Source organism: Vibrio sp. Isolate33 (genome assembly GCF_022397895.1).
GTDB lineage: Bacteria > Pseudomonadota > Gammaproteobacteria > Enterobacterales > Vibrionaceae > Vibrio > Vibrio pomeroyi.
Genome location: NZ_JAKEUP010000002.1, coordinates 252,309 through 277,391 on the forward strand (window position 1 = coordinate 252,309; position 25,083 = coordinate 277,391).

Annotated in this window: 18 protein-coding genes; 7 read left to right on the forward strand and 11 right to left on the reverse strand. The window is 44.4% G+C overall.

Translation table 11 applies throughout. The features are described 5' to 3' along the window. Positions 1–59: 59 nt before the first annotated feature. Genes bioD through bioB form a run of 4 tightly spaced genes read right to left on the reverse strand, consistent with a single transcriptional unit; the run spans position 60 to position 3,803 of the window. Positions 60–743: a dethiobiotin synthase gene (bioD, locus tag L1D37_RS04405; RefSeq protein WP_239846996.1), complete on the reverse strand. Its 684-nt coding sequence runs from the start codon at positions 741–743 to the stop codon at positions 60–62. After that, positions 740–1,543 (reverse strand): malonyl-ACP O-methyltransferase BioC, encoded by an 804-nt coding sequence (gene bioC / locus L1D37_RS04410; RefSeq protein ID WP_239846998.1) that lies wholly within the window; start codon positions 1,541–1,543, stop codon positions 740–742. The genes bioD and bioC overlap by 4 nt, the downstream gene beginning before the upstream one ends. Beyond that, the gene (gene bioF / locus L1D37_RS04415; protein ID WP_239846999.1) at positions 1,544–2,764 is read right to left on the reverse strand and encodes an 8-amino-7-oxononanoate synthase; all 1,221 of its coding nucleotides are present in this window, start codon (positions 2,762–2,764) and stop codon (positions 1,544–1,546) included. Beyond that, positions 2,751–3,803, reverse strand: coding sequence for a biotin synthase BioB (bioB, locus tag L1D37_RS04420; protein WP_048609384.1), 1,053 nt, complete (start codon positions 3,801–3,803; stop codon positions 2,751–2,753). Before bioB ends, bioF begins: the two co-directional genes overlap by 14 nt. 158 nt (positions 3,804–3,961) lie before the next feature. On the opposite strand from bioB, the gene bioA reads away from it, so the two are divergent. The 4 genes from bioA to L1D37_RS04440 all read left to right on the forward strand — a co-directional run bounded on the left by bioA (position 3,962) and on the right by L1D37_RS04440 (position 11,851). After that, positions 3,962–5,245: an adenosylmethionine--8-amino-7-oxononanoate transaminase gene (bioA, locus tag L1D37_RS04425; RefSeq protein WP_239847001.1), complete on the forward strand. Its 1,284-nt coding sequence runs from the start codon at positions 3,962–3,964 to the stop codon at positions 5,243–5,245. A 356-nt stretch (positions 5,246–5,601) separates the two neighbouring features. Beyond that, positions 5,602–9,054, forward strand: coding sequence for a transporter substrate-binding domain-containing protein (locus tag L1D37_RS04430; protein ID WP_239847003.1), 3,453 nt, complete (start codon positions 5,602–5,604; stop codon positions 9,052–9,054). Further along, entirely contained in the window at positions 9,051–10,202 is a 1,152-nt protein-coding gene (locus L1D37_RS04435) for an EAL domain-containing protein (protein WP_239847004.1), read from the forward strand. Before L1D37_RS04430 ends, L1D37_RS04435 begins: the two co-directional genes overlap by 4 nt. Before the next feature lie 2 nt (positions 10,203–10,204). Further along, the gene (locus tag L1D37_RS04440; protein WP_239847006.1) at positions 10,205–11,851 is read left to right on the forward strand and encodes a response regulator; all 1,647 of its coding nucleotides are present in this window, start codon (positions 10,205–10,207) and stop codon (positions 11,849–11,851) included. Positions 11,852–11,979: 128 nt separating this feature from the next. Here the strand turns inward: L1D37_RS04440 and serS are convergent, their stop codons facing one another. From serS to lrp, 5 genes are all read right to left on the reverse strand, one after another. Continuing rightward, entirely contained in the window at positions 11,980–13,287 is a 1,308-nt protein-coding gene (serS, locus tag L1D37_RS04445) for a serine--tRNA ligase (protein ID WP_019822476.1), read from the reverse strand. Positions 13,288–13,429: 142 nt separating this feature from the next. Continuing rightward, positions 13,430–14,785, reverse strand: coding sequence for a replication-associated recombination protein A (locus tag L1D37_RS04450; RefSeq protein WP_239847007.1), 1,356 nt, complete (start codon positions 14,783–14,785; stop codon positions 13,430–13,432). Between the two features lie 63 nt (positions 14,786–14,848). Beyond that, positions 14,849–15,445, reverse strand: coding sequence for an outer membrane lipoprotein chaperone LolA (lolA, locus tag L1D37_RS04455; protein WP_017630264.1), 597 nt, complete (start codon positions 15,443–15,445; stop codon positions 14,849–14,851). A 75-nt stretch (positions 15,446–15,520) separates the two neighbouring features. Next, entirely contained in the window at positions 15,521–18,670 is a 3,150-nt protein-coding gene (locus L1D37_RS04460) for a DNA translocase FtsK 4TM domain-containing protein (protein WP_239847008.1), read from the reverse strand. A 163-nt stretch (positions 18,671–18,833) separates the two neighbouring features. After that, positions 18,834–19,328: a leucine-responsive transcriptional regulator Lrp gene (gene lrp, locus L1D37_RS04465; RefSeq protein WP_004734558.1), complete on the reverse strand. Its 495-nt coding sequence runs from the start codon at positions 19,326–19,328 to the stop codon at positions 18,834–18,836. A gap of 156 nt (positions 19,329–19,484) precedes the next feature. On the opposite strand from lrp, the gene ald reads away from it, so the two are divergent. Next, positions 19,485–20,609, forward strand: a complete 1,125-nt coding sequence (gene ald / locus L1D37_RS04470) for an alanine dehydrogenase (RefSeq protein WP_017630266.1) — start codon at positions 19,485–19,487, stop codon at positions 20,607–20,609. A 161-nt stretch (positions 20,610–20,770) separates the two neighbouring features. Here ald and L1D37_RS04475 read toward each other — a convergent pair whose 3' ends face one another. Then, a complete protein-coding gene (locus L1D37_RS04475; protein WP_239847009.1) occupies positions 20,771–21,973 on the reverse strand; it encodes a methyltransferase in 1,203 nt (400 codons plus the stop codon). A gap of 149 nt (positions 21,974–22,122) precedes the next feature. Further along, positions 22,123–23,097, reverse strand: coding sequence for an HTH-type transcriptional regulator CysB (gene cysB, locus L1D37_RS04480; RefSeq protein WP_004741986.1), 975 nt, complete (start codon positions 23,095–23,097; stop codon positions 22,123–22,125). Positions 23,098–23,419: 322 nt separating this feature from the next. Between cysB and L1D37_RS04485 the strand changes: the two genes are divergently transcribed. Both L1D37_RS04485 and miaE read left to right on the forward strand, forming a co-directional pair. Beyond that, positions 23,420–24,184, forward strand: a complete 765-nt coding sequence (locus tag L1D37_RS04485) for a hypothetical protein (protein ID WP_017629879.1) — start codon at positions 23,420–23,422, stop codon at positions 24,182–24,184. A 103-nt stretch (positions 24,185–24,287) separates the two neighbouring features. After that, a complete protein-coding gene (gene miaE, locus L1D37_RS04490) occupies positions 24,288–25,082 on the forward strand; it encodes a tRNA isopentenyl-2-thiomethyl-A-37 hydroxylase MiaE (RefSeq protein ID WP_345779420.1) in 795 nt (264 codons plus the stop codon). The last annotated feature ends 1 nt before the right edge of the window (position 25,083 follow it).

Consider the following 25,083-nt stretch of genomic DNA (forward strand, 5'->3'; position numbering starts at 1 on the left):
TAAAATAGCAAAAGGGCTGCAATCGCAGCCCTTTTCTTATTTCTCGTATAACTTGAGAATTAAAGCTCAAGCAATGGCTGTACATTAATGTACTTGCCAATATTCTTAGACTTCGCTTTTGGTACGTAAGGGATCTCACCTAACTTTGGCGCACCTAGCTTATCTTCAAGCATCGCAATAATATCAGCGTAATGTTCAGTGCCTGGATTAATACGGTTTGCTACCCAACCAACTAAGTTTAGTCCGTCAGCACGAATCGCTTCTGCGGTTAACAGAGCATGGCTCAAACAACCCAGCTTAATACCAACGGTCAATACAACTGGAAGCTGCTCTTTCTTGACCCAGCTAGACAAGTATTCGTCATCTGAAACCGGTACACGCCAGCCACCCGCACCTTCAACCAGAACGATGTCAGAGTTTTGCTTATGCTCGTCTAGTTTCGCTGATAACACCGCTTCATCAATCACGACACCGTCATGCTTGGCTGCGATGTGAGGTGATGATGGCAGTAGCAACGCGTACGGGTTAACGTCTTCGTAAGCAATATCTTGCGTCGCCGCTTCTTGAAGATGCAGCGCATCACTGTTACGTAACCCTTCAGGGTATTCTTCACACCCTGCAGCAACTGGCTTGTAGCCAATTGTTGATAAATCTTGTGCGGCCAAAGCTTGAAGAATCGCTTTTGAAACCACAGTTTTTCCCACTTCGGTATCCGTACCTGCAATGAATAATGCATCAATCATAATTGAATAACCCCTAAACAAACTTGATATGTTGCTGGTAAGAAACCTTGATGGTTTTTGAACTCTCGATATTCCCGTTCAACAAGCTGCAACATACGGCGACTTGTTAAACCTTGTGAGCGACCACTTACGTGATTAGCGCCGATGCCTTTAAGGTCGCGCATCAGTTCAAACGCAGTGTCGTACCAAACGGTGATGGTGGGCAAGTCTAGTTGATGAGTAGTACAGCTAGATTGCGCTAACGCAATTTTTACCTGATTGATTGTAATAAAATGGTTAACGTGTTGATGTGCATCAATTTTGGACCATGACTTTTCCAGTTCAAACAGTGACCCATCAAGCAAAGTTGAGAAAATCACACGTCCACCAGCCGCTGTAACACGCTTCATCTCTTTCAAAGGCGACGATAAATCATCACACCATTGCAACGCTAAGCTTGAAAAAACAATGTCAAAACACCCATCTTCAAACGGCAACTGTTCAGCGTCAGCTTGTTGATATAAAGCCACCGATGTACCGCAACGTTGTTCTGCCGCTTTTAACATACCAACAGACAGGTCAGCACACACTACCTCAGCACCACGCTTCGCTATCTGTTCGGAGAAATAACCTGTACCACAACCTAAATCGAGTACCTTTAAACCGGAGAGGTCGTTAGGTAAATTATCCAGTAGTCGATGACCAACATCACGCTGAAACTCAGCATGTTTGTCATAGGTTGTTGCTGCTTTACCGAAAGCTTCGGCAATCGCACTCTTATCTTGGCCTACGTAATTATGCACGACTGCTTCTTGTGACATTTACTGAGCCTCATTATTTATTTTGGTGTTAGTTTCACTATTCGATTCAAAGCTTGATTCACTTGATTCAAGATTTGTTTCCACTGCTTGACGTAACGAACGGGTTAACTGAAGGATCTGCTTTTGAGTGTGACTGGCGGTTAACGTAATACGCAGACGCGCTGTCCCAGTCGGAACCGTGGGTGGCCTAATTGCGGTAACCCAAACTTGGTTACGCTTTAATTCTTCAGCAACGGAGAGCGCAGCCTGAGCTTCACCGATCACAAACGGCTTAATCGGAGTCTGAGTATCAACAAAACCTTGTACGCCATTCATTTGCTCTGCATAGATAGCCCCTAACTCGGTTAGCTTCTCGCGACGCCACTCTTGCGTTTGAATCATCTGACAGGCATGAGACAAAGCTACCGCTTGCGAAGGAGGCATTGCCGTCGAATACACATGATGACGAGCAAATTGAGTTAAGTAATCACCCACCTCTGACGAACACAAAATCGCAGCACCAGATAGACCAAATGCTTTACCAAAGGTCACCACCAAGATATCAGGCGTTATTTGCGAAGCGTTGCAGCTCCCTGCCCCTTTATCACCCAATACACCAATACCGTGGGCATCATCAACTGCTAGCCAACTGTCGTATTGATTGGTCAGGTTATATATTTGATTGAGGGGAGCCTGGTCGCCATCCATGCTGAACACGCCTTCCGTCACAACCAAGGATTGTGGAGATCGGCTTAATAACGATTCTAGGTGTTGCGTGTCGTTATGCTTAAAGCGTTTCATTGTTGCAGGAGAAAGCATCCCCGCTTCCATCAAAGAGGCGTGGTTAAGTTTATCTTGCAGTAATGAGTCGTCTTTTTCGAGCAGAGAAAACAGCAAGGCTTGATTAGCACTGAAACCAGAGCTAAACAGAATGGCACGTTCAAAGCCGAGCCATTCACACAGCTGAGCCTCTAGGTTTTGATGAGCAGGACTAAAGCCAGTAACCAATGGCGATGCCGCACTTCCAGCACCATATTGGGAAAGACCCGTTTGCCATGCATCGACCAGTTCAGGATCGTTCGCCAGACCTAAATAATCATTACTCGAAAAATTGATGAAACTAGAACCTTCACTATTCAGCAAAGGTCCATTGCTGTTTTCGAGCACCTTGAGTTGGCGAGTCAGCCCTTGCTCATGGCGATGAACAAGGGCTTCTTTAATGCGAGCTTTAAACCGTGGCATCGTAGAACATGTCATCTTTAGTTGGACGAGCCGCAACGCGCTCCACCACTTGATCTAACAGTTCGTTTTCTTGAATTTCATCTGGTTTTTGAGCCACTTCTTGGCTGTTGATACCCAGCTTCTTAAACAACTGCATATCCGTGTCTTCATCTGGGTTTGGCGTAGTCAGTAGCTTACAACCGTAGAAGATAGAGTTCGCACCCGCCATGAAACACATCGCTTGCATCTGTTCGTTCATGTTCTCACGGCCTGCAGATAAGCGAACCGCAGACATAGGCATCATGATACGAGCAATCGCAATCAGCTTGATGAAGTCGAAAGACTCAACATCATCGACGTTTTCCATCGGTGTGCCTTTCACTTTTACTAGCATGTTGATTGGTACACTTTCAGGGTGCACTGGAAGGTTCGCCAGCTCTACAAGAAGACCTGCTCGGTCATTGGTGCTTTCGCCCATACCGATGATGCCACCAGAACAGATCTTCATTCCGGCATCACGCACGTGAGACAACGTGTCTAAACGATCTTGGTAAGTACGAGTAGTAATAATGCTGCCGTAGAATTCTGGAGACGTATCAAGGTTATGGTTGTAGTAGTCCAAACCTGCGTCGGCTAGCTCGCCTGCTTGATCCGGCGTTAACATGCCCAGTGTCATACAGGTTTCTAGCCCCATGCCTTTCACACCTTTGATCATGTCAGTCAGGTGAGGCATATCGCGTTCTTTCGGGTTTTTCCATGCCGCGCCCATACAGAAGCGAGTTGAGCCTGCATTCTTAGCTTTTTGCGCCGCATCCAAAACACGCTCAACTTCCATTAAGCGTTCTTTGTCGACATCCGTTCGGTAGTGAGCACTTTGAGGACAGTACTTACAATCTTCAGGACAAGCACCTGTCTTTATCGATAAAAGCGTACTCACTTGCACGTGGTTGTGCTCTTGGTACTGTCTATGAACAACTTGAGCTTCAAACATTAAATCCATAAACGGTTTTTCAAGCAGCGCTGTTACTTCAGCAACTGTCCAGTCATGACGAACTTCCACGTGTCGATCCTTTTTATTTTTTTGATGTTACAACTCTGTGTCTAGAGTTTGCATTTATGCTTGGCTAGTCTACCGACAAGCTTTAGACTGTCAATACATTGATAATATCAAAGTTTACATCTAGTTATTTTTTAATCACACCAAGAATGGAAGTTACTATGGATCTCGCCTTTGATCGCCAGCATATCTGGCATCCCTACACATCAACGTTAACACCTCTGACCTGCTACCCAATTACCAATGCTGACGGTGTTTACTTAGAATTAGAAGGCGGAAAACGAATTATTGATGGCATGTCGTCTTGGTGGTCAACCATTCACGGCTACAATCATCCAGTTCTGAATGCCGCTGCTCATAGCCAAATAGATAAGGTTTCACACGTTATGTTTGGTGGTATCACCCACCAGCCTGCCATCGATTTATGTAAGAAGCTGCTGAAGCTCGCACCAAGTAATCTTGAACATGTGTTCTTGGCCGATTCAGGCTCAGTAGCCGTAGAAGTGAGTCTTAAAATGGCGCTTCAATACTGGCATGCCAAAGGACAACCTCGTTCGAAGTTCCTCACACTCAGAGATGGCTATCACGGTGATACCTTTGCAGCGATGTCAGTGACCGACCCTGACAACTCGATGCACAGCCTCTACAAAGGCTTTTTGCCTGAACACATTTTTGCCGATTCACCGAAAACAGGTTTTTGGGAACAATGGGACGCTAACGACATAAACAGCTTCCGTGAAAAGCTCGCAACACATCATCAAGAAGTCGCTGCCGTGATCTTAGAGCCGATCGTTCAAGGCGCTGGCGGCATGCGTATCTATCACCCTGAATTTCTGAAACAAGTGCGCTTGCTGTGCGATGAATTCAACGTATTGCTGATTTTGGATGAGATTGCGACCGGATTTGGCCGCACAGGGAAACTGTTCGCGTGTGAACATGCCGACATTCAACCGGACATTCTATGCTTGGGTAAAGCGCTGACTGGTGGCTACATGACCCTTTCTGCAACGCTGGCGAGCAAAGAAGTCGCAGACACGGTATGTGGCGGTGAAGCGGGCTGCTTTATGCACGGGCCAACCTTTATGGGTAACCCATTAGCTTGCGCGGTCGGCGCGGCAAGTTTATCCATCATAGAGCAAGGCAATTGGCAAAATCAGACTCAGCAGATTGAACAACTTTTCTCTGAATTGCTGCCACCTTTACGAGAGCATGCACTGGTTAAAGACGTTCGCTGGTTGGGCGCTATTGGTGTAGTTGAAACCCATTCACCTGTGGATATGGAAACCATTCAAGCTCACTTTGTTGAACAAGGCGTTTGGATACGCCCATTCGGCAAGCTGATCTATATGATGCCTCCTTTCATTAGCAAATCTGAACATATTGAGAAGCTCGTTTCAGCCATTGATAAGGCACTTAATCGTCCTGATTGTTTCCAAGAGACCTAATTATTTTAAATAAGCCTTAATGTGTTCAATATAAAAATTACCGATTCAGCCTGTGAAAAACAGGCTGAATTATTAAAATTAAGCCTCTGTTTAAGAAGGGGTTTATTAAAAATATAATCACAATTCTTATTTACCCTTTCGACAAAAATAAATTCAAAAATTGTATTAGCGGCTGAATAAAATGTCGTCATAGAATGCGGGACTTTTCATCGCTCGCTAACTTTATGAAGACCCTGTTTCTCTTATTAATCGCTCTAACTTCACTCTCTTTTTCCAGCACAGCTGAAGAAACCACATTAAGTGCAGCCCAGCATAACTATATCCAAAATAAACAGAAGCTAGTCATTGCGAAACCTATGTACCTGTTTAATCAAGTTTGGGAAGACTTTGTCGTCAATCGCAATCAAGACACGTGCGATAGCGTCCAAGATATGCTTAGGGATTACTTGAATGTAGAAGTGGAAGTAAAAGAGTACTTCTCTTCCAGAGCCTTATTATCTGCGATTGCTAGCGGTGAAGCTGACTTAACCATTGGCTTTGCGGAAACACGCAGAAGAGCTGAACAATTTGAGTTTTCAGACAGCTTATATGACATTCAAAATGTTTATTGGTACAGAGATGACGTCGCCAAGAATACGCCGCACGACCAATTAAAATGGGTATGCATTAAAAGCTCACTGTTCTGCCAACTGCTCAATCAGCAGGGGGTGTCTGATCCTATGGTTGTGAATAGCACTTCTGAACTTTTACCTGCGATAGCGAATGGCTTTGCCGATGCGACGATTTTAGATCTGACATCAGTACAAAGTTACTACTCAGTCATGACCCCGGGCGAATGGCAAGGTGCACTCTCGTTCAGCCAAGATCTGCCCAAATTTCCCGTTCAGATCATGATGAACCAGAATGACAGCGTAATGCACAGCATCATCGAAAGATTCATTCACGACAAAGAAAACGACATTGCCAATTTGTCTTCAGAACAGTTCTATCATTTTTACGATGATCTCGTGAACCAGATAATCCAAAGCCAATATGGCAAACGCCCTATTCGCTTTACTGTGACGGAAGGAATCTACCCATATTCATATTTTGATCCTACTACTCAAGAGGCTGTGGGGTTTATTCATGATGCAATAAAGCTGATTTCGAGAAAACTCGGATTGAAATTTGAATATGTGCCACCAGAAGGCAAAAGCATCATCGATATGCTCAAGAATGGTGAGGTTGAGTTTTTACCAGGCTTCGATGTGGAGAACGTAGATTCGACTCAGTTTATCGCCAGCAAACCCTTCATGACATTCGAATGGGCGCTGATTGAAACTAACCGCGAGTCTGAAAATAAAAAGACCGCGATTTTGGATCGAACAGGCTACTTCATTCCAAAGTCGAGTTTAGAAGATCATTTAGCTGATGCTGTGATTTACAAAGACATGGACTCAATCATTACCGCGATGAGCAACGGTCAGATTACGCATGCCTATATCCCAAAGAGTATCGCTAACCTATACATTTTTAATGGTTACGATGCGCTGTTTAACATCGTTCCGCAAACATCCGAATTTTCACTGCAACGTAAAATGGGCGTCATTTTAAATCCGAGTTCGTCGTTCTTACAAAGCGTGATCGACTCAGCTATTTCAGTCACAACACAAAATGAAATTGATCTTCTAACGCTGAAGCATCACAACATCGTTGCTCAATACGGATTCAGTGAAGAGCGAATTGTGGCGTATACCTTAGCGATATCTGGGGTGATATTCGCTTTGATCACGTTTGGCTTAATGAAGACTCGTCGACTGTCTCTATCGCTGTCACGAGCTCAGCAGTCTGAACAGCGCAGTTATGATCAGATCCAATGGCTAACGACCTTGCTAGATAACTTACCTAGCCTGATTGCGATTCACGATAAAAGCGGTCAGTTGGTGCTTTCTAACAGTGCTTTTGATAAGCAAATGGCCCACTGTTTTACACAGCAACATGATGAAAACCCAGAATTTTGTTGGCTTAGAGATAACGATGAAAAATCAGGGAACAAATTAGGCGTTTGGAGCACCATCAAGTGTGACTGCAGTGGCGGCGAACAGCACTTTCGTGTGATTCGTCAGTGTTTGGCCAACGCATCAGAGAAAGAACCTTACGTAATCACGGTGCTTGATGACCTCACACGGTGGGAAAAACAACAACGTGAACTTGAGATATCTAACAAGAAAGCGCAAGAAGCGATCAAAGCTCGAGATCTATTCTTAGCCATCGTCAGTCATGAATTACGTACACCTATCGCGGCCATGATTGGCCTGATGGAGCTGCTCAGTACAAAGATAGAAAACAAAGATGACATGGAGCTTCTTAGTAATGCTCAATTGTCAGCAGAACGTTTGAAACTGCTGGTCAGTGACATTCTCGACATCTCAAAAATGGAGGCTAATCAGCTTCATTTAGAGTCGAAGATAAGCAATATCTATGACGAGCTATGCCCGATATTTAGGACATTTGAGAGCAATGCTCGACTCAACAATCTTAACTTTAAATTAGATTGGAAAGTCGACTCGATATCCAGAGCAAGCTTGGATTGGCTGAGAGTCACGCAGATCCTTAATAACCTATTGAACAATGCGATTAAGTTCACCGAGAACGGCTTTGTGTTAGTTACGGTAAAAACATCGAACGAACAACTGCAGCTTTCTATTACGGATACAGGTTGCGGTATGTCTGACCAACAGATCGCGCGTGCGTTTCAACCTTTCGCACAAGGCGACCGCAGTATTAGTCGACGTTACGGCGGCACAGGACTGGGGATTACGGTGGTTCAACGCCTAGTCAACATGATGGACGGTGACCTAAAAATTGAAAGTAAGTTAGGTCTAGGTACCAAAGTAACAGTGAACTTACCAATTAAAGGAACAGCGAGCCCAGTTAAAGTGGTTACGCCGATGCACTCTGAAGACAGAGAGATCTTAGCGTGGTTTAAAGCTTGGAAAGTCGATAATCAAATGAATGATTACAGTCAGGCTATTGAGCGCTCCACACAGTGGCAGAACCTGTATCCAGACCTATTGCTGAGCGATATCACGGCTCAAGGCAAAAGCGTGACTCATGCTCCGGCGTCAGAGTACCACTTTACCGGAACCGTGCTTATCGCCGATGACGACCCAATCAACCGCTTGTTGTTTGCAAAACAGCTTAAGCGCTTTGGTTTAAAGACGGTCATCGTAAAAGACGGTCAAGAAGCGATGGAAGAATTAGAAAACAGCGAAACACTCGTCGACATCATCATCACCGATTGCCATATGCCGAACATGGATGGCTATCAATTGACGGAGAAGATTCGTTCACTCGACAAGCTGAAACACTTGCCAATTATTGGCTGTACAGCCGAAGACTCGAAGCTGGTTATTGAGAAGGCTGAACGTGTGGGTATGGATCAAGTGATCTACAAGCCTTACTCGTTTGAAGAGCTCGCATTCGCGATTGAAGAATTACTGCCCCAACAAGCGGTAGAAACAACCCAAGCAGACCAATCTTGGGCACAGAATTATAGCCCAAAAGAGCAGCTTCAAATGGCGACTGTTATTTTGGATTCATTCAGCTCAGACAAAGCGATGTTGCTAGAGCCTAATCCAAACATTAAAGCGATAGCACACAGAATCAAAGGATCGGCAAGCCTACTCGGCTTAGATTCTCTCAATCATGCAGCAAAGGATTGCGAGAAAAATGCAGATGACCCTATGTATTGTCACAAGTTAATCGAAGAGCTGGATTTAGCGATTGCCTCAGCTCAAACGGTTATAAACAGGTTAGATTCACTATGAAAATTCTCATCGTTGAGGATTCATTGTTACAAGCAACACAAATTCAGATCCTACTTAAACGCTACAGCGTGGACGAGGTTTATACCGCTTATAACGGTGAAGATGCGATAGAACTATGCAAAAAACATCGCTTTGATATTGCGTTCTGTGACCTTCAATTGCCACAGATTGATGGTGTGTCGTTACTGGCATCTTCGGAAGCTCAAGGTTCAATACAAACTGTCGTCATCTTGAGTGCGATGGCTGATGCTGCGTTGGATTCAACCAAAAGCATGTGCAAACTCATTGGCTATAACGAAGTCGAAGCGATACCGAAACCGGTCGATGAAACGCATATCCAGCGTTTGTTGTCGTCGTATAAACGAATCCAAACCGCTAAGTCTATTCTGCCGACCGAAGTTAAGTTAGATGAACAACAGACCATTGAAGCCTTTGAAAATGGATGGTTCACCAATGCTTATCAGACGCAACATGACGTTGAACAATCGACATTGGTGGGTGTTGAGGTACTTGCTCGCATCATGCACCCAGAATTAGGGTTGCTCACACCTTTCCATTTCATGGACACATTGCGTCAGCTTGGGTTGATGGATCGACTTTTCTTCACCGTGCTTGAGCTGGCTCTGAAAGATATCTCGTCGATGCGTAAGCCGATCCATTTTGCGATCAATATTGAGCAGTCAACATTAAAGCTTGAGATTGCCGACCAAGTCGCAAGCTTATGTGACAAGTACAAAATTGATCCGTCACTGCTGACACTAGAAATTACAGAGCATGAAACGATCCTACTAGATGCGCATTGCTATAAGAACATCGCAAAACTCAGCATGTTGGGGGTTGGGTTGTCGGTTGATGATTTCGGGACGGGTTATGCGTCTTTGTCTCAGTTGTCGAGTTTGCCGTTTACTGAGCTAAAAGTAGACCGCAGTTTTGTAAACAACATTAGCGAAAATAAAAAGAATCAGATTCTAACGAAAGCTTGCATCAATTTGGCAGAAAACCTTGGCCTTTCTTGTATTGTCGAAGGTGTAGAACAGCAGCAAGACCTTGAATACTTAAAAACAATTGGCATGACCAAATATCAAGGTTTTATTACTTCAAAGCCTGCAAGCTTTTCGGAATTCACGTCAGTAAATAATTTAAAATAAACATGAAATTAACTCAATTAAATGCACTTATCGTTGATGACTCAGCGATAGTGTTATCCACTATTCGCAATATGCTGGTTCATATTGGCTTTTCAGAGCGTTTGATTTCAATTGCTAAGTCACCTCGTATAGCAATGGCTCTCACAAACGACACAACCTTTGATGTGATCATTTGCGATTATAATTTTGGCAACACCATCAACGGTAAACAGCTATTTGAAGAGTTGAAGCAATCCAAAAGATTAAAAGACGACGGGATATTTATCCTAGTAACAGGCGAGAATTCGGCTTTGTCGATCCGCCCTATCTTAGAGCTTCGACCAGATAACTACCTATTAAAGCCATTCAACCGAGAAACGTTGAAGCAACGTATTACCATCTCTCTGAAAAAGAAGTTGGTGTTGCAGAATATCTACAAGGCTGAAAGAGAGAACAACTACCAAGCGGGTTTAGAATTTTGCGAAGAGTTAGTCGCATTCCATCCAGAATATTTCGCGACGATTCAACAGTTCCGTGGAAGCTTTCTATCGAAACTTGAGCTCTACGACGAAGCTAAGCGTGTTTATGAAAAAGCGCTTGATGAAGGCAGTTTCGATTGGGCTCAAGCTGGACTAGCGAACAGCCTTGCGAACTTAGGTCAGCTTAATGAAGCACAACGTATGATCGAAAGCTTGATTGATTCAGCGCCCACTAGCACTTTGTATCGAGACCAAGCCGCTCAGGTCAATCTAATCAGCAACAAGGTTCCTGCGGCGATTGCACACTTTAAGTTGGCGAGCGAACTCACCCCTGGAAACTCAGAGCGAGAGTTGGCAATCGCGAATCTATGCTTGTCGGTAAATGACTCGAGAACAGCACTGATTCATTATCAAAACTATGTGCAGATCAACAGAGACACCTTCCGTGACAACTTGTACATGAAGTTGAGTCATATTCGATTCTTGCTCTACTGCACGTCTGATGGCATTGATAAGCAAGCGAATTTGGATCAGGTCAATTACCTGATTTCTAAGATCCCGACCGAGGCAAGATCAGGGCTTCAAACAGACTTGGCACTTATCGCGGCTCACATCGCGATGGAATCCAAGCAGTATCAAAAGGCGGTGACAATTTTGACCGCACTGCACGACAAGAATGACTTCAACGCATTTCCTGTGATTTATCACCATGCATGGTTGTTGGATAGAATGAGTTGTGAGAACGAATTCAAAGTCGCTGAGAATCGCTGCGGCATTTTGATCATCAAGACAGCAAACGAAACCGTTGTGTCGAGTCAGATGACCATGTGTGCTGAGATGAAAAATCGCAACACAGAAAAAATGACATGGCTTAAAGAGAAAAACATCAGCATTAAGCAAGGCCAATCAGATTATAAACTGGTGCTCGTGGCTTACTTAGATATTCATAAGCGTTGCCCGATGATCAAAAACGTCTGTATGAACATCGTGAAACTGCTTTCTGTGATTTGGCCAGATTCTATGGGTGCTAAGCAAGTGCTCACTATCATCAAGCAATGTGATGAAGTGATCACCCAGCTTTATACCATTGATGAGCTGACAAAAAACAACTATCAAAACTACTACCGAAAGGCGCTTCTAGCGTGTAAGCAAGCAGACGCTGCTGCTAACGCCAGCTTCTCGTTTATGTAACGGTTCTTTGAATTTGCTTCTCTATATAACTGTCGCATAAAAAAATAACGCCACATATAAAAAAGGCTTTGCCATTACAGCAAAGCCTTTTAAATAATCTATTTCGCGCGAGGCGCTAAATAATTAGATTAACCGATGTGCGTTACGCCGCCCATGTATGGCTGAAGTACTGCTGGGATAGCAATACGGCCGTCAGCTTCTTGGTTGTTCTCAAGAATAGCAACCATAGTACGACCTACAGCAAGACCAGAACCGTTTAGTGTGTGCACAAGTTCAGGTTTCTTCTCGCCTTTACGACGGAAACGAGCTTGCATACGACGCGCTTGGAAATCCCACATGTTTGAACAAGAAGAGATTTCACGGTAAGTCTCTTGTGCTGGAACCCATACTTCTAAGTCGTAAGTTTTCGCAGAACCGAAGCCCATATCGCCCGTACATAGAATCACTTTACGGTAAGGAAGCTCTAGAAGTTGAAGTACTTTCTCAGCGTGACCTGTTAGCTCTTCAAGTGCTGCCATAGAGTCTTCTGGCTTAGTGATTTGTACTAGTTCAACTTTGTCGAATTGGTGCATACGGATAAGACCACGAGTGTCACGACCGTAAGAACCTGCTTCAGAACGGAAACATGGTGTGTGAGCTGTCATCTTAAGTGGCAGTTCAGCTTCATCAGTAATCGTGTCACGAACCATGTTCGTTACCGGTACTTCTGCAGTTGGGATAAGCGATAGAGTCTTAAGAGGTACGTCACTTACTTGCTCAGTTAGCGGGCTTGTGTGGAACAAGTCTTCGCCGAACTTAGGAAGTTGACCAGTACCGTAAAGGCTATCGTGGTTCACTAGGTACGGTACGTACATTTCTGTGTAGCCGTGCTCATCAGTGTGAAGATCCAACATGAACTGAGCAATAGCACGGTGTAGACGTGCAAATTTACCTTTCATCACGATGAAACGAGAGCCAGAGATTTTAACTGCGCTAGCAAAATCAAGGCCGCCAGACATTTCGCCTAGGTCAACGTGATCTTTTACTTCGAAGTCGTAAGTCTTAGGTTGGCCCCAACGAGAAACTTCTACGTTATCGTCTTCATCTTTACCATCTGGCACTTCTGCGTCAGGAAGGTTAGGAATAGACATTGTGATCGTTTCTAGCTCAGATTGAAGGTCAGCCAATGCTACTTTAGCTTGGTCTAGTTCTGCGCCTAAGTTGCCTACTTCTGCAAGGATACGCTCAGCTTCTTCATGGTCGCCTTTTGCTTTCGCTTGACCAATGGACTTCGATCGAGAGTTACGTAACGCTTGCAGCTCTTCAGTTTTCATCTGAAGGGACTTACGTTTTTCTTCAAGTTCACGAATTGTCTCTACATCAAGGGCGAAGCCTCGACGTGCTAATTTTGCCGCTGTTTCATCCAGCTCAGCTCGAAGTAATTTAGAATCCAGCATTGCTAATCCTATGCTTTAGTTATTTGAATATTCAGTAGTTTGCTACTGAATCACTGCTAAACCCCTAAAATTGGTGCTATTTCGACCAACTTTTAACGATTTAATATAAATTTTATGACTAGGTAACGATATCCAAAAAAGACTACTTTTCATAGCGTTTTTGTGGGCTTTTTGCGTCCAAATCCGCCAGATAATCTAGCTTCTCGCCAATTTTGGTCTCTAAGCCTCGTTTTGTTGGGAAATAGTATTGTTTCTCTCCCATTTCAGGAGGCAGATACTTTTCGCCAGCCGCATAGGCACCCGGTTCGTCATGAGCATAACGGTATTCTTGCCCGTAGCCCATGTCCTTCATCAAAGTTGTCGGTGCATTTCGTAAATGATGAGGCACTTCGTACTCTGGAAGGTTATGCGCATCGGTTAATGCTTGCTTCCAAGCGGTGTAAACGGCATTACTCTTTGGTGCACAAGCTAAATAAACAACCGCTTGAGCAATCGCACGCTCTCCTTCAGCAGGGCCAATACGTGTGAAGCAATCCCAAGCCGACATAGCGACCTGCATTGCCCTTGGGTCGGCGTTACCAATATCTTCAGAGGCAATCGCCAGTAAACGCCTTACGATATACAGAGGGTCACAACCCGCGGCAATCATTCGCGCCGACCAATACAGCGCCGCATCCGGATTTGAACCACGAATCGATTTATGGACTGCAGAGATTAGGTCGTACCAAATATCGCCCTTATTGTCGAAACGAGCGACCTTCTCACCTGCCACTTCAGCAAGCAACTGCAAAGTTATCGCTTTCTCGCCTTTATCGTTGTCTTCTGCCATGTCGTACAGCAGCTCAAGATAGTTGAGCGACATGCGCGCATCACCGTTCACCAGTTCAGCGAGACGGTCTAAGACGTTATCAGCGAAGTCGGCAGACACATCACCCAACCCACGCTGTTTATCTTCAATCGCTTGGCGAATAACAAGGGAGATGTCGTCAGTATTGAGAGAAGTCAGTTTGTAGACACGCGCACGTGACAACAAAGCGTTGTTCAATTCAAAAGAAGGGTTTTCTGTAGTCGCGCCGATAAAGGTAACCGTGCCATCTTCAATATGAGGAAGAAAAGCATCTTGCTGGCTCTTATTGAAGCGATGGACTTCGTCCACAAACAGAATCGTTCTACGTCCTGCTTGTTTGTTTTCTCGGGCTTTCTCAATGGCGATACGAATGTCTTTCACACCCGATGTTACCGCTGATACACGCTCCACTTCTGCATTGGCGTAGTTTGCAGCCACTTCCGCCAACGTGGTTTTACCGGTACCCGGAGGCCCCCATAAAATCATGGAGTGAATATGGCCCGCTTCCAACGCTCTGCGAAGTGGTTTACCAGGACCCAATATATGCTGCTGACCGATGTACTGTTCAACAGTTTCAGGTCTCATACGAGCAGCAAGGGGACGAAAATCTTCGTCCCCTGCAAAATCTAAGCTGTAATTACTCAATTGCAATCTCTTGATTCGTTGATGGCATAATGCCTATCGACTTACGACCAAACGATCTGCTTGTTTAGATCAGTTTCTTTGGTCGTCGACCTCGACACCTTCTGGCGCCACAAAAGTAAAGCGGTCTGCTGATGGCTTACCTAAATCAACATTACTGAAAGTAAACTCACCTTTCTGGCCATCTTGTTCAATCACGTTAAAGCCCTGAACAATACCCTTTTCAGTGATGTTAATCTGGAAATCACCTTGGTTAGAATCCACTGCCGTTGGCGTTAGCGTAAATTGGTTACCCGTTTGCGCGACGTTGTAGTTATCCCAATCGCTTTCTTGGTTGCGAGTCAGCAGTACGAAAGGCGTTTGCGATGTCGCTTGTTCTTGCCAGTAAATGCTCACTTGCTCAATGAACGGGCTGTAGTACCACAAGCTTTGACCATCAGATACCAATAGGTTTTCATCAGGGAACGTGGTTTCCCAGCGGAATAAGCTAGGGCGCGCAATCTCTACAGTACCCTCGCCTTCCATCACCACATCACCATCAGGGCTGGTCACGACTTGTTTAAAGTCAGCACTAAAACCTGCGTTCAATGCCAAACGGCTACTCAGCTCTTCTTTCGGAGAAGCAAACACTGAGAAGCTCATAAATAAAAGTGCGAATACTTTTTTCATCAATAATCCTGTTAAAACATAAGTCGGTCATATTCTCGATTTGACCGACTTAATGGGCATGAGTTCCTAGTAGAACTAATCTTTTGGTGGCGCTGGTGCTAAGACTTCTCGGTTACCGTTATGACCCGGCGCACTTACGATACCTTGCGCTTCAAGTTGCTCGACAATACGTGCTGCACGGTTGTAACCGATCTTGAATCGACGCTGTACGCCAGAAACCGAACCACGACGTGAATGAACAACGTGTTCGACTACTTGATCAAACAGAGGATCGACCTCTTCATCGCCTTCCATCTTCTCGCCCGGAAGCAAGGTTTCAGGAGTTTGTTCACCGTTGGTGATTTCATCAATATAGTTAGGCTTACCGCGCGCCTTCCAGTTGTTCACTACCGCGTGTACGTCATCATCTGACGCAAAGGCACCGTGAACACGAATAGTATGGCTAGAACCCGGTGGTAGATAAAGCATATCACCCATACCAAGTAGCGATTCAGCACCACCTTGGTCAAGAATGGTTCGTGAGTCGGTTTTAGTTGATACGGTAAAGGCAACACGCGTTGGGATGTTGGCTTTAATCAAACCAGTGATAACATCTACCGATGGGCGTTGAGTCGCAAGAATCAAGTGAACACCCGCTGCACGAGCTTTTTGTGCCAAACGCGCAATCAGTTCTTCAACCTTCTTACCTACCACCATGATTAGGTCGGCAAATTCATCGACGATAACTACGATGTAAGGCAGCTTCTCGAGCAATGGGGCTTCTGGGTCCATGCTATCGCCCGGTTTCCATAATGGATCATGAATTGGGTGACCCGCATCAGCGGCCATCTTAAGTTTATCGTTGTAGCCTTTAATGTTACGAACACCTAACGCCGACATTAGCTTATAACGACGTTCCATTTCGCCTACACACCAGCGAAGCGCATTCGACGCATCTTTCATGTCAGTAACGACTTCAGATAGCAGATGAGGGATACCCTCATAAACTGATAGCTCAAGCATTTTCGGGTCAATCATGATGAAGCGAACATCTTCTGGAGATGCTTTATATAGCATACTCAAGATCATCACGTTCACGCCCACCGACTTACCTGAACCAGTCGTACCGGCAACAAGAACGTGAGGCATTTTCGATAGGTCAGCAATCACAGCTTCACCTGCGATGTCTTGTCCTAGAACCACTGTCGTTGGTGATTTCGCCTCTTGGAACTGAGTGCTACCGACCACATCAGAGAAGAATACCGTTTGACGACTCATGTTAGGCAGTTCTAAGCCCACATAAGGTTTACCTGGAATAACTTCAACCACACGTACCGCTAATGCAGACAGTGAACGCGCCAGGTCCATAGAAAGACCTGAGATACGGCTTACTTTCACACCTGGAGCCAAATCTAACTCAAATCGAGTGATCACAGGGCCTGGGAAAATGTCGACTACGTCTGCTTTAATCTTGTAATCCGCAAGTTTCGACTCAACCAGACGAGCAATCGCTTCTAGTGCGTCACGGTCAATGAAGGTTTCACGCTTTTCAGGGTGGAACAACAGCTCAAGTGTTGGTAGAGGCTCTGCAGGCTTCGGCAAGTTAACATCTTGCTGAACCAAGAACGGGTTCTGTGCCGCCGCCATATTCGCTTGCGCTTCAGAGACAATGCTTTGGAATGCTTCTACGTCTTTATCTTGGTTCAGAGGCTCATCTTCTGTTACCTCTTCCCAAGGAAGATCAATCGCTGGCTCTAGGCTTTGTTCTGTTGGCTGTGAATCTTCTTCTTGGTAAGAAAAAGGTTCAAATTGCTCATCAGCTAATTCTGTTTCAGCTTGCTCAGTTTCAGTCTGTTGAACTGCAGGAGCGAAAACCTGTTCGTCACTCTGCTCTTCAACTGCATCAAACGGTGAAGCTTGTGCAGAGAAATCTTCTTGTAGCGTATCTTCTGGCTCACCCATTGGTGAAGCGTATAGAGGTTCAGGCTGAACATCTTCAGCATCGAATTCACTCGTTACTTCTGGCGAGCTATTGATTTCTGGTTCTGCACTTTCAAGAGCGGTATCTGCAGGAGCCGCGTCCTGTTGGTCATTCTGCATGTATTGCTGATACGCGACCTGAGATTCATGCGCATCAACCTGCTCTTGCTCTGCAAGGTCATCTTCATACATAGCGGCGTTTTCTAGCTGCTCGATAGTGGCATTGAGCTGCTTAGAACGCTCAACACCTTCTTCTAAAGGCTCTTCTGGCGCTTGGTAAACCGGCGCTACAGGGATCGACTCAGGTTCAACTTGAGGTTGACGCTGAATCTGAGGTTCTTCTTGAGCTGAAGCTTCTTGCTTCGCAGGTGCCTCAACGGGCATGTGAATGTTGTAATGACGCTTCGGTGTCGCAGCACTCTCTAGCGCATTTGGAACTACATCAGAAGAATCATTGGTCGCAGAGAAGCTCAGTGTAGGATCAAGCGGGTCTTGCTCTGTTGAGTATTTGTTGTCTTCTATAGCAGGAACGTCGCGGTAAGTAGGCTCTTGGTGACGCTCTTCGATTAAATCACGATCTGCTGACTCTCTTAGTTGAGGTTCAAGAAACTCTTGGTCTTGGCCGCGCGCCTTGTTTACAACAGACGTGAACAGCTTGATCGCACGTTCACCCAACCATTCAACAATGCTTAACCAAGAAATACCCGTTAGCAGAGTAAAACCAGCGCCCCATAAGAAAAGAAGAACTAACGTACTGCCTAGAACATTCAGAGTTGGAAGTGCAAGGCTAGTTAATACATCACCTACAACACCACCTGATGAGAAGTACCAGATGTCATCAAAGTTGATATCCGCTAAACCACAGCTAGTCAGAATCAGGACAGTAAGGCCAAGTAAGCGAGTGCCCCAAAGCATAAAGTCGATCTGTTCATCTTCATTACGCTTGCGAAACAATACCCACGCGGCAACCGTGACTAAGATAGGCAGAGGGTAAGCAAGAGAACCAAAGACAAAGAACAGCGTATCCGCTAACCATGCACCTAGGTAACCACCGGCATTCTGAATGTCACCACCCCACGCCGTTTGCGACCATGAAGGGTCTGCAGGGCTAAAGGTTAATAACGCAACGGCAAGTAGAATAGAGAAGAGAACACCCAAAATCAGGCTGCACTCTTTGAGACGTTGAGAACCATTCAAACGAGGAGACTGAGGCTCTTCACTCGTTTTAATGATTGTTTCTACTTTATTACTGCTCTGCTTGAACATAAACCAACTTAATAATTAAACGGGATAAAAACATAGCGAGCGGCACACGCCGCTCGTTTCAATGAAACTACTGTTGATTTAACCATATCAAACCGAAAAACCCAATTCCAGAAAGCAAGAAAGCGGAACAAAAGTCCGCTTTCTTTCATTTCACCAATTGTGATTAACGAGTTTTAATCACAAGTTGATTAGTTTGTTTCACTTCTTCCATTACAACGTAGGTACGAGTGTCGTTTACGCCTGGTAGACGCAGTAACGTATCACCCAGTAACTTACGGTAAGCACCCATATCCGATACACGCGTTTTTAGAAGATAGTCAAAATCACCCGACACTAAATGACACTCTTGGATGTCATCAAGTTTCTGAACAGCGGTGTTGAATTGTTCGAACACATCTGGCGCACCACGGTTCAAAGTAATTTCAACAAACACTAAAAGTGAAGCATCAAGGTACTGTGGGTTCAGCAACGCTGTGTACCCAGTAATGTAACCTTGACGTTCTAAACGACGAACACGCTCAAGACATGGAGTTGGAGAAAGTCCTACTCGTTTTGAGAGTTCAACGTTTGAGATACGACCGTCTTTTTGCAACTCATTAAGAATGTTGCGGTCAATACGATCTAGTTCCTTGGACGGCTTCTTATAATTGTCTGCCATTTTTTATTCCACCTTATTACTTCCTTGCAAAAAAATATACTACAACTTTTTAATATTCAGTATCAAATTTTATCTGAACATATCTATACTAGATATTAATTCGACAGAATTACCCTACACATAGATAAAACAACCAAAATAAAATGAGGAGTCAGGATGATCATTGGCGTACCTAAGGAAATCAAAAACCACGAATACCGCGTTGGTATGACCCCAGCTAGCGTGAGAGAACTAATCTCACACGGCCACCAAGTTTTTGTAGAAACCAATGCCGGTACTGGTATCGGTTTTTCAGACGATGATTACATCGCTGTAGGCGCATCCATTCTTCCTACTGCTGCTGACGTTTTCGCGAAAGCAGAGATGATTGTAAAGGTTAAAGAACCTCAAGCTGTCGAGCGAGCTATGCTTCGCGAAGGGCAAATATTATTTACCTATTTACACCTTGCACCAGATTTTCCACAAACTGAAGAGCTGATCAAGAGCAAAGCTGTCTGCGTAGCCTATGAGACTGTAACAGATAATATGGGTCGCTTGCCACTATTAGCACCAATGTCTGAAGTCGCTGGTCGCATGTCTATTCAAGCAGGTGCACAAACATTAGAGAAATCTAACGGTGGTTGTGGTCTTCTTCTTGGTGGCGTTCCTGGCGTTGAACCAGCAAAAGTTGTTGTTGTTGGCGGCGGTGTTGTAGGTGCTAACGCAGCACGTATGGCTGTTGGCCTTCGCGCAGATGTTACAATTCTTGACCGTAACGTAGATACACTTCGTCGCCTTGATGAAGAATTCCAAGGTCGCGCAAAAGTGGTTTATTCTACTGAAGACGCTATCGAGAAGCATGTTCTAGAAGCAGACCTAGTGATTGGTGCAGTACTAATCCCAGGCGCAGCTGCTCCTAAACTTGTTACAAAAGATCACATCGCTAAGATGAAACCAGGTTCAGCGGTTGTTGACGTTGCAATTGACCAAGGTGGTTGTTTCGAAACTTCACACGCTACAACGCACGCAGACCCAACTTACATCGTTGACGATGTAGTTCACTACTGTGTTGCTAACATGCCAGGTGCCGTTGCTCGTACTTCAACTTACGCACTAAACAATGCAACACTTCCTTACATTGTTAAGCTAGCGAACAAAGGCTACCGCGAAGCACTTCTATCTGATAAAGGCTTCCTAGAAGGTCTAAACGTAATCCACGGTAAAGTGACTTGTAAAGAAGTTGCAGAGAGCTTTGACCTAGAATACGTAGACCCAGCAGAAGCTATCGCAATGTTTAACTAATGATGTAGTGACTAACTGAGCGTAAAATTTTCTCGTTGAAGCGTTTAGTTACAACACACATTAAAAAAGCCAGTCCGACATTTGTTGAACTGGCTTTTTTTGTATCTATAGCACTATTTTTCAACAGCGATGATCGACGCTCTTTCTTGAACTCGTGAGATTTATCGGTCGCTCTTTACACCATGAATCAACAGATTTCGAGGCGTGACACTGCGCTCACAAAACTCTTCAATACTTGCCTCATAGCCTTGTTCTTGCAAGTAAAGAGCACGATCCAAAGCTAGCCATATCTCTAATGGCCGTCTGAAAACTTGCTGAACTAAGCTCAGCTTCTCCATTTCCCAGAAAAGTTTCTCGCCTTGAGCAAAATAGAATTCAAAATCGATATCCGAACCAAGTGGTAACTCTTTCACTTCAGATGCCCACTGACAAAACGATTCAAACCCTTCAGATAATTCTGATTTTTTGATGCTCGGTACTGGGATGTATTCATCGATGTTTAGTTCAGACTTAAGTAGTTGGCTAAAACCCAAACGATAGCTCATCTCTAACTGACGATGTCGCTTTACTCTTTCACCACCAGTAACCGTTTCTTGAAGTGGGATTCGTAAATCACTCTTGCTCAATGTTAAAGCCGAACTTTTCGCAGCCGAAGACATCGGTTGATAGTTTTCTTCACGAATAAGGTGATAACAACAAGGAGAGATGGTGACTGCTGGCAACCCATGTGACACAGATTTTTTAACTAACTCAACATGAAGATCGCCACAGGCGTGCAGTGCCACAGCGTGTTGGTTTGAATTAAATACCTCATCTGCACCTTCGGAAAACGCATCACCTTGAACAAACGTCATTTCTAGACGCTGTGCATCTGCAATCTTTTGGCCGCTTTCGCACAGCGACTGTTGCCATTCGAAGCTGGTCACTTTTTGCTTCGATTGTTGAGATAAAATTCGGCCGAGAAAACCCTTTCCAGAACACCACTCCAACCACTCTTTGCCATGATGATGTTCAAGCGAAGCCTCGCCCATCGAAACAATCTGTTGTAGCTTTCTTCCCGGAATACCCTCTTCGGTACCTCGTGGAAGTGTTAACCCTTTAAGAGCGGTGGTAGTGAACTGAATGCTTTGATTCGCCTCCTCTAACTCGGGAAGAAAACGAATAAGCTCTTCTACCAACACTTGAGGCTGCTCTTTTAGAATCTGAATATTCTCAATACTCAATCTATCCAACCAATCGACAAGCGGGCGATTCTCGTCAGCCCAAGGTTGCTGCTGAGTTTGGCATAGGTGGAAAGGCTCTGAACGCCAATAAACTTGGTGCTCTAACAAGAATGAGTCGAGTATTTTAAATCGTGAGTGCATGCTTCCCCCTATGGTGCGAGGATTGTAGGGGTAACAAACGGAAATGGAAAGGAACGATATAAAAGAGAGCAGTAAAGAGGGTTCGAAATCAGAAAGAAAAACGGCCTGTTGATACAGGCCGAATAAGAATCTAGATTTGCACGATGAGATTAACGAACAGGTAGCTCGATATCTTTAAACATCTCTTCAATCTCTTCATTCGATTTCAAAGAAATAGCCTGCTCAACAACAGGACGAGTTAAGTGCGGTGCAAAACGCTCCATGAAATCAAACATGTAAGAACGTAGGAAGGTGCCCTTTCTAAAGCCGATGCTTGTCGTGCTCGCACCAAATAGGTGGCTTGCATCAATGGCAACCAAATCAGTATCTTGTTCATGGTCAATCGCCATACTCGCGATAACACCAACACCAATGCCCATACGAACATAAGTTTTGATTACGTCCGCATCTGTCGCGGTAAACACAACGCGCGGTGTTAAACCAACTTTGTTGAACGCGGTATCAAGCTCAGAACGGCCAGTAAAACCAAATACATAGGTCACTAGAGAATAAGCGGCTAGATCTTCAATGGTAATGTTTTGCTTTTGAGCAAGAGGGTGATCTTTGGTTACTACGATTGAGCGATTCCAGTGGTAACAAGGAAGCATGATCGCGTCTTGATAAAGGTGAAGTGCTTCAGTCGCAATCGCAAAGTTTGCAGTCCCTTTCGCAACGGCCTCAGACATTTGGCTCGGTGTACCTTGGTGCATATGAAGCGAAACTTTAGGGTAACGTGCTGTGAAACCTTTAATCACATCAGGAAGTGCGTAACGTGCTTGGGTATGAGTCGTTGAAATGTTCAATGTACCCATCTCTGGATGAGTATGCTCACCTGCTACCGCTTTAATACTTTCAACACGAGCTAAAATCTCTTGAGAGATACGAATGATATCCTCACCAGCTTGAGTCACCTGCGTTAAGTGCTTGCCGCTTCGTTCAAAGATCTGAATACCTAGCTCATCCTCAAGCAATCTAACCTGTTTACTGATGCCAGGCTGAGATGTGTATAAACTCTCTGCGGTCGCAGAAACATTTAGGTTATGGTTTACAACCTCAACAATGTACTTCAGTTGCTGTAACTTCATATCTAACCTCGTAATCCTTTACTCATTTCTGTGCTAACTTATTTGCAAAGAGAGCGTTATAGTCTCGTGTAATATAATTAATAGTTATAACGCTTCAAGCACAAAAATGACAGAAAAATTGAGCTTTTATAGCTTAACAAACAAAAACATCACTAACGCTTTGCAACCCACTCCTCATTCTCATACATTAGTTGGTAAATTTTGATTGCCGATTGCGCTCAACAAGAGATAATCAGAAATTGCAATTTACGAGTGCCGATACATAATGGAATCGTGTATCCTCTCCAGTTAGCTATAGAAAACAACAAGCAGACACAAATATATGAATATTGGTTTAATAATCGCCTTAGTAGCCGTTCTTTTGGTGTTGGTTTTAGGCTACAACATCATGCTTCAATACAAAGTTAAGGTAGAAACAGCGAAGAAACAGGAAGCTTCTCGTTATCTAACCATTATTGACGGAACTGAAGAGCTGATTGGTAATGCTCACCACATGCCGTTTAGCCAAGATCTTCTTGTATGCTTAAATAATCGAATTCTTGATGCATTAGAAAACATGTATCAACTCGACCCTAAAAATAAGCAACTCGCTCAACGTATCGAAAGCGTAAAGCAGCAAATCACTCAGCTTAAAGAGAACTACCAAGGTGGCGAAAGTACAGCTTTCCGCGTGCCAAGCAGTGATAAGCAAGCGATCATGATGCTTAAGCTTGTCAAACGTCTTCGCGATACGGTTCGTAATGAACACAACAAAGGTCGTTTTGAAACCCAAGCTTATGTGGTTGAGAACGCTCGTCTCGAGACAATTCAAATTCGTATTAACATCGAGAACGTTATCAAACGTGCAAATGACTCAATTTCACGCGGCCAACCAGGTACAGCAATTCAGTTACTGCGTAAAGGCATTGATGCGTTAGCAACCAAAAACGACTCATACTCTAATCAAGCAAAAGAGAAGCTTCAGCAGATGCTTAACGATCTTGATCAGAAGCGCCAAGATAAAAACGCGCAAGATTTGCAACAGATGGAATCTAAAGAGCGTGACGACGATATGGATGCCCTATTCGGTCAGAAAAAGAAATGGTAATCGTCTAACCCAAACAAGAAAAGGCCGCCTTATTTACTTAAATAGGCGGCCTTTTTTGTACCTAGTTAATTTCCTTTCTCCGTATAGGGAGATCTAGTGAGCTGTGATAAAATCCCGCATTATCAACAAACTTGCCCCGACCATGTATCAAGAACTATTAGCTCCAATTCACTCCTTTCTTAAAGCCGAAACGCCAGATTCATGGATCGATGAAGCCAAAAAGCCAGAAAACCTTCACATCATTCTTCGTGATCACATGCTTTGTGAGCTAAAAGCGGCTCAAAGCGCTCTGTTCCTTATCCGTAAGTACGCGGTTGATAAAGACAGTGCCAAGCAACTGAATGAGTGGATCTTGCCATACGAACAGTTTGCTTACCGCCGTATCGGAGATCTAGAGTCACTTCGTGGTAAGAGCAACGTATCAAAGCAAATCACAGCGAAAGAAGGCTGTAATTACGGTACTGACCTTATCGACAAAATGGTTCTACTGATTAAAGAAGAATTGCACCATTTCTATCAAGTGATGGAATTGATGGAAAAGAAAGGCGTGACTTACCAACCGATTGAAGCGGGTCGTTACGCGAAAGGATTGATCAAGCAAGTGAAAACTTACGAACCAGATGCTCTGGTTGATAAGCTGATCATCGGTGCGTTTATTGAGGCTCGTTCTTGTGAACGCTTCGCTAAATTGGCTCCTTTCTTAGAAGAAGACATGGAGAAGTTTTACGTGTCTCTACTTCGCTCAGAAGCGCGTCATTATCAAGATTACCTTGAGCTAGCAGAGCAGATCGCAGGGAAAGATATCTCTGAACGTATCGCACACTTTGCTCAAGTAGAAGCTGACCTTATTACTTCAGAAGACAGTGACTTTAAATTCCATAGTGGTGCGCCGGTTTAAG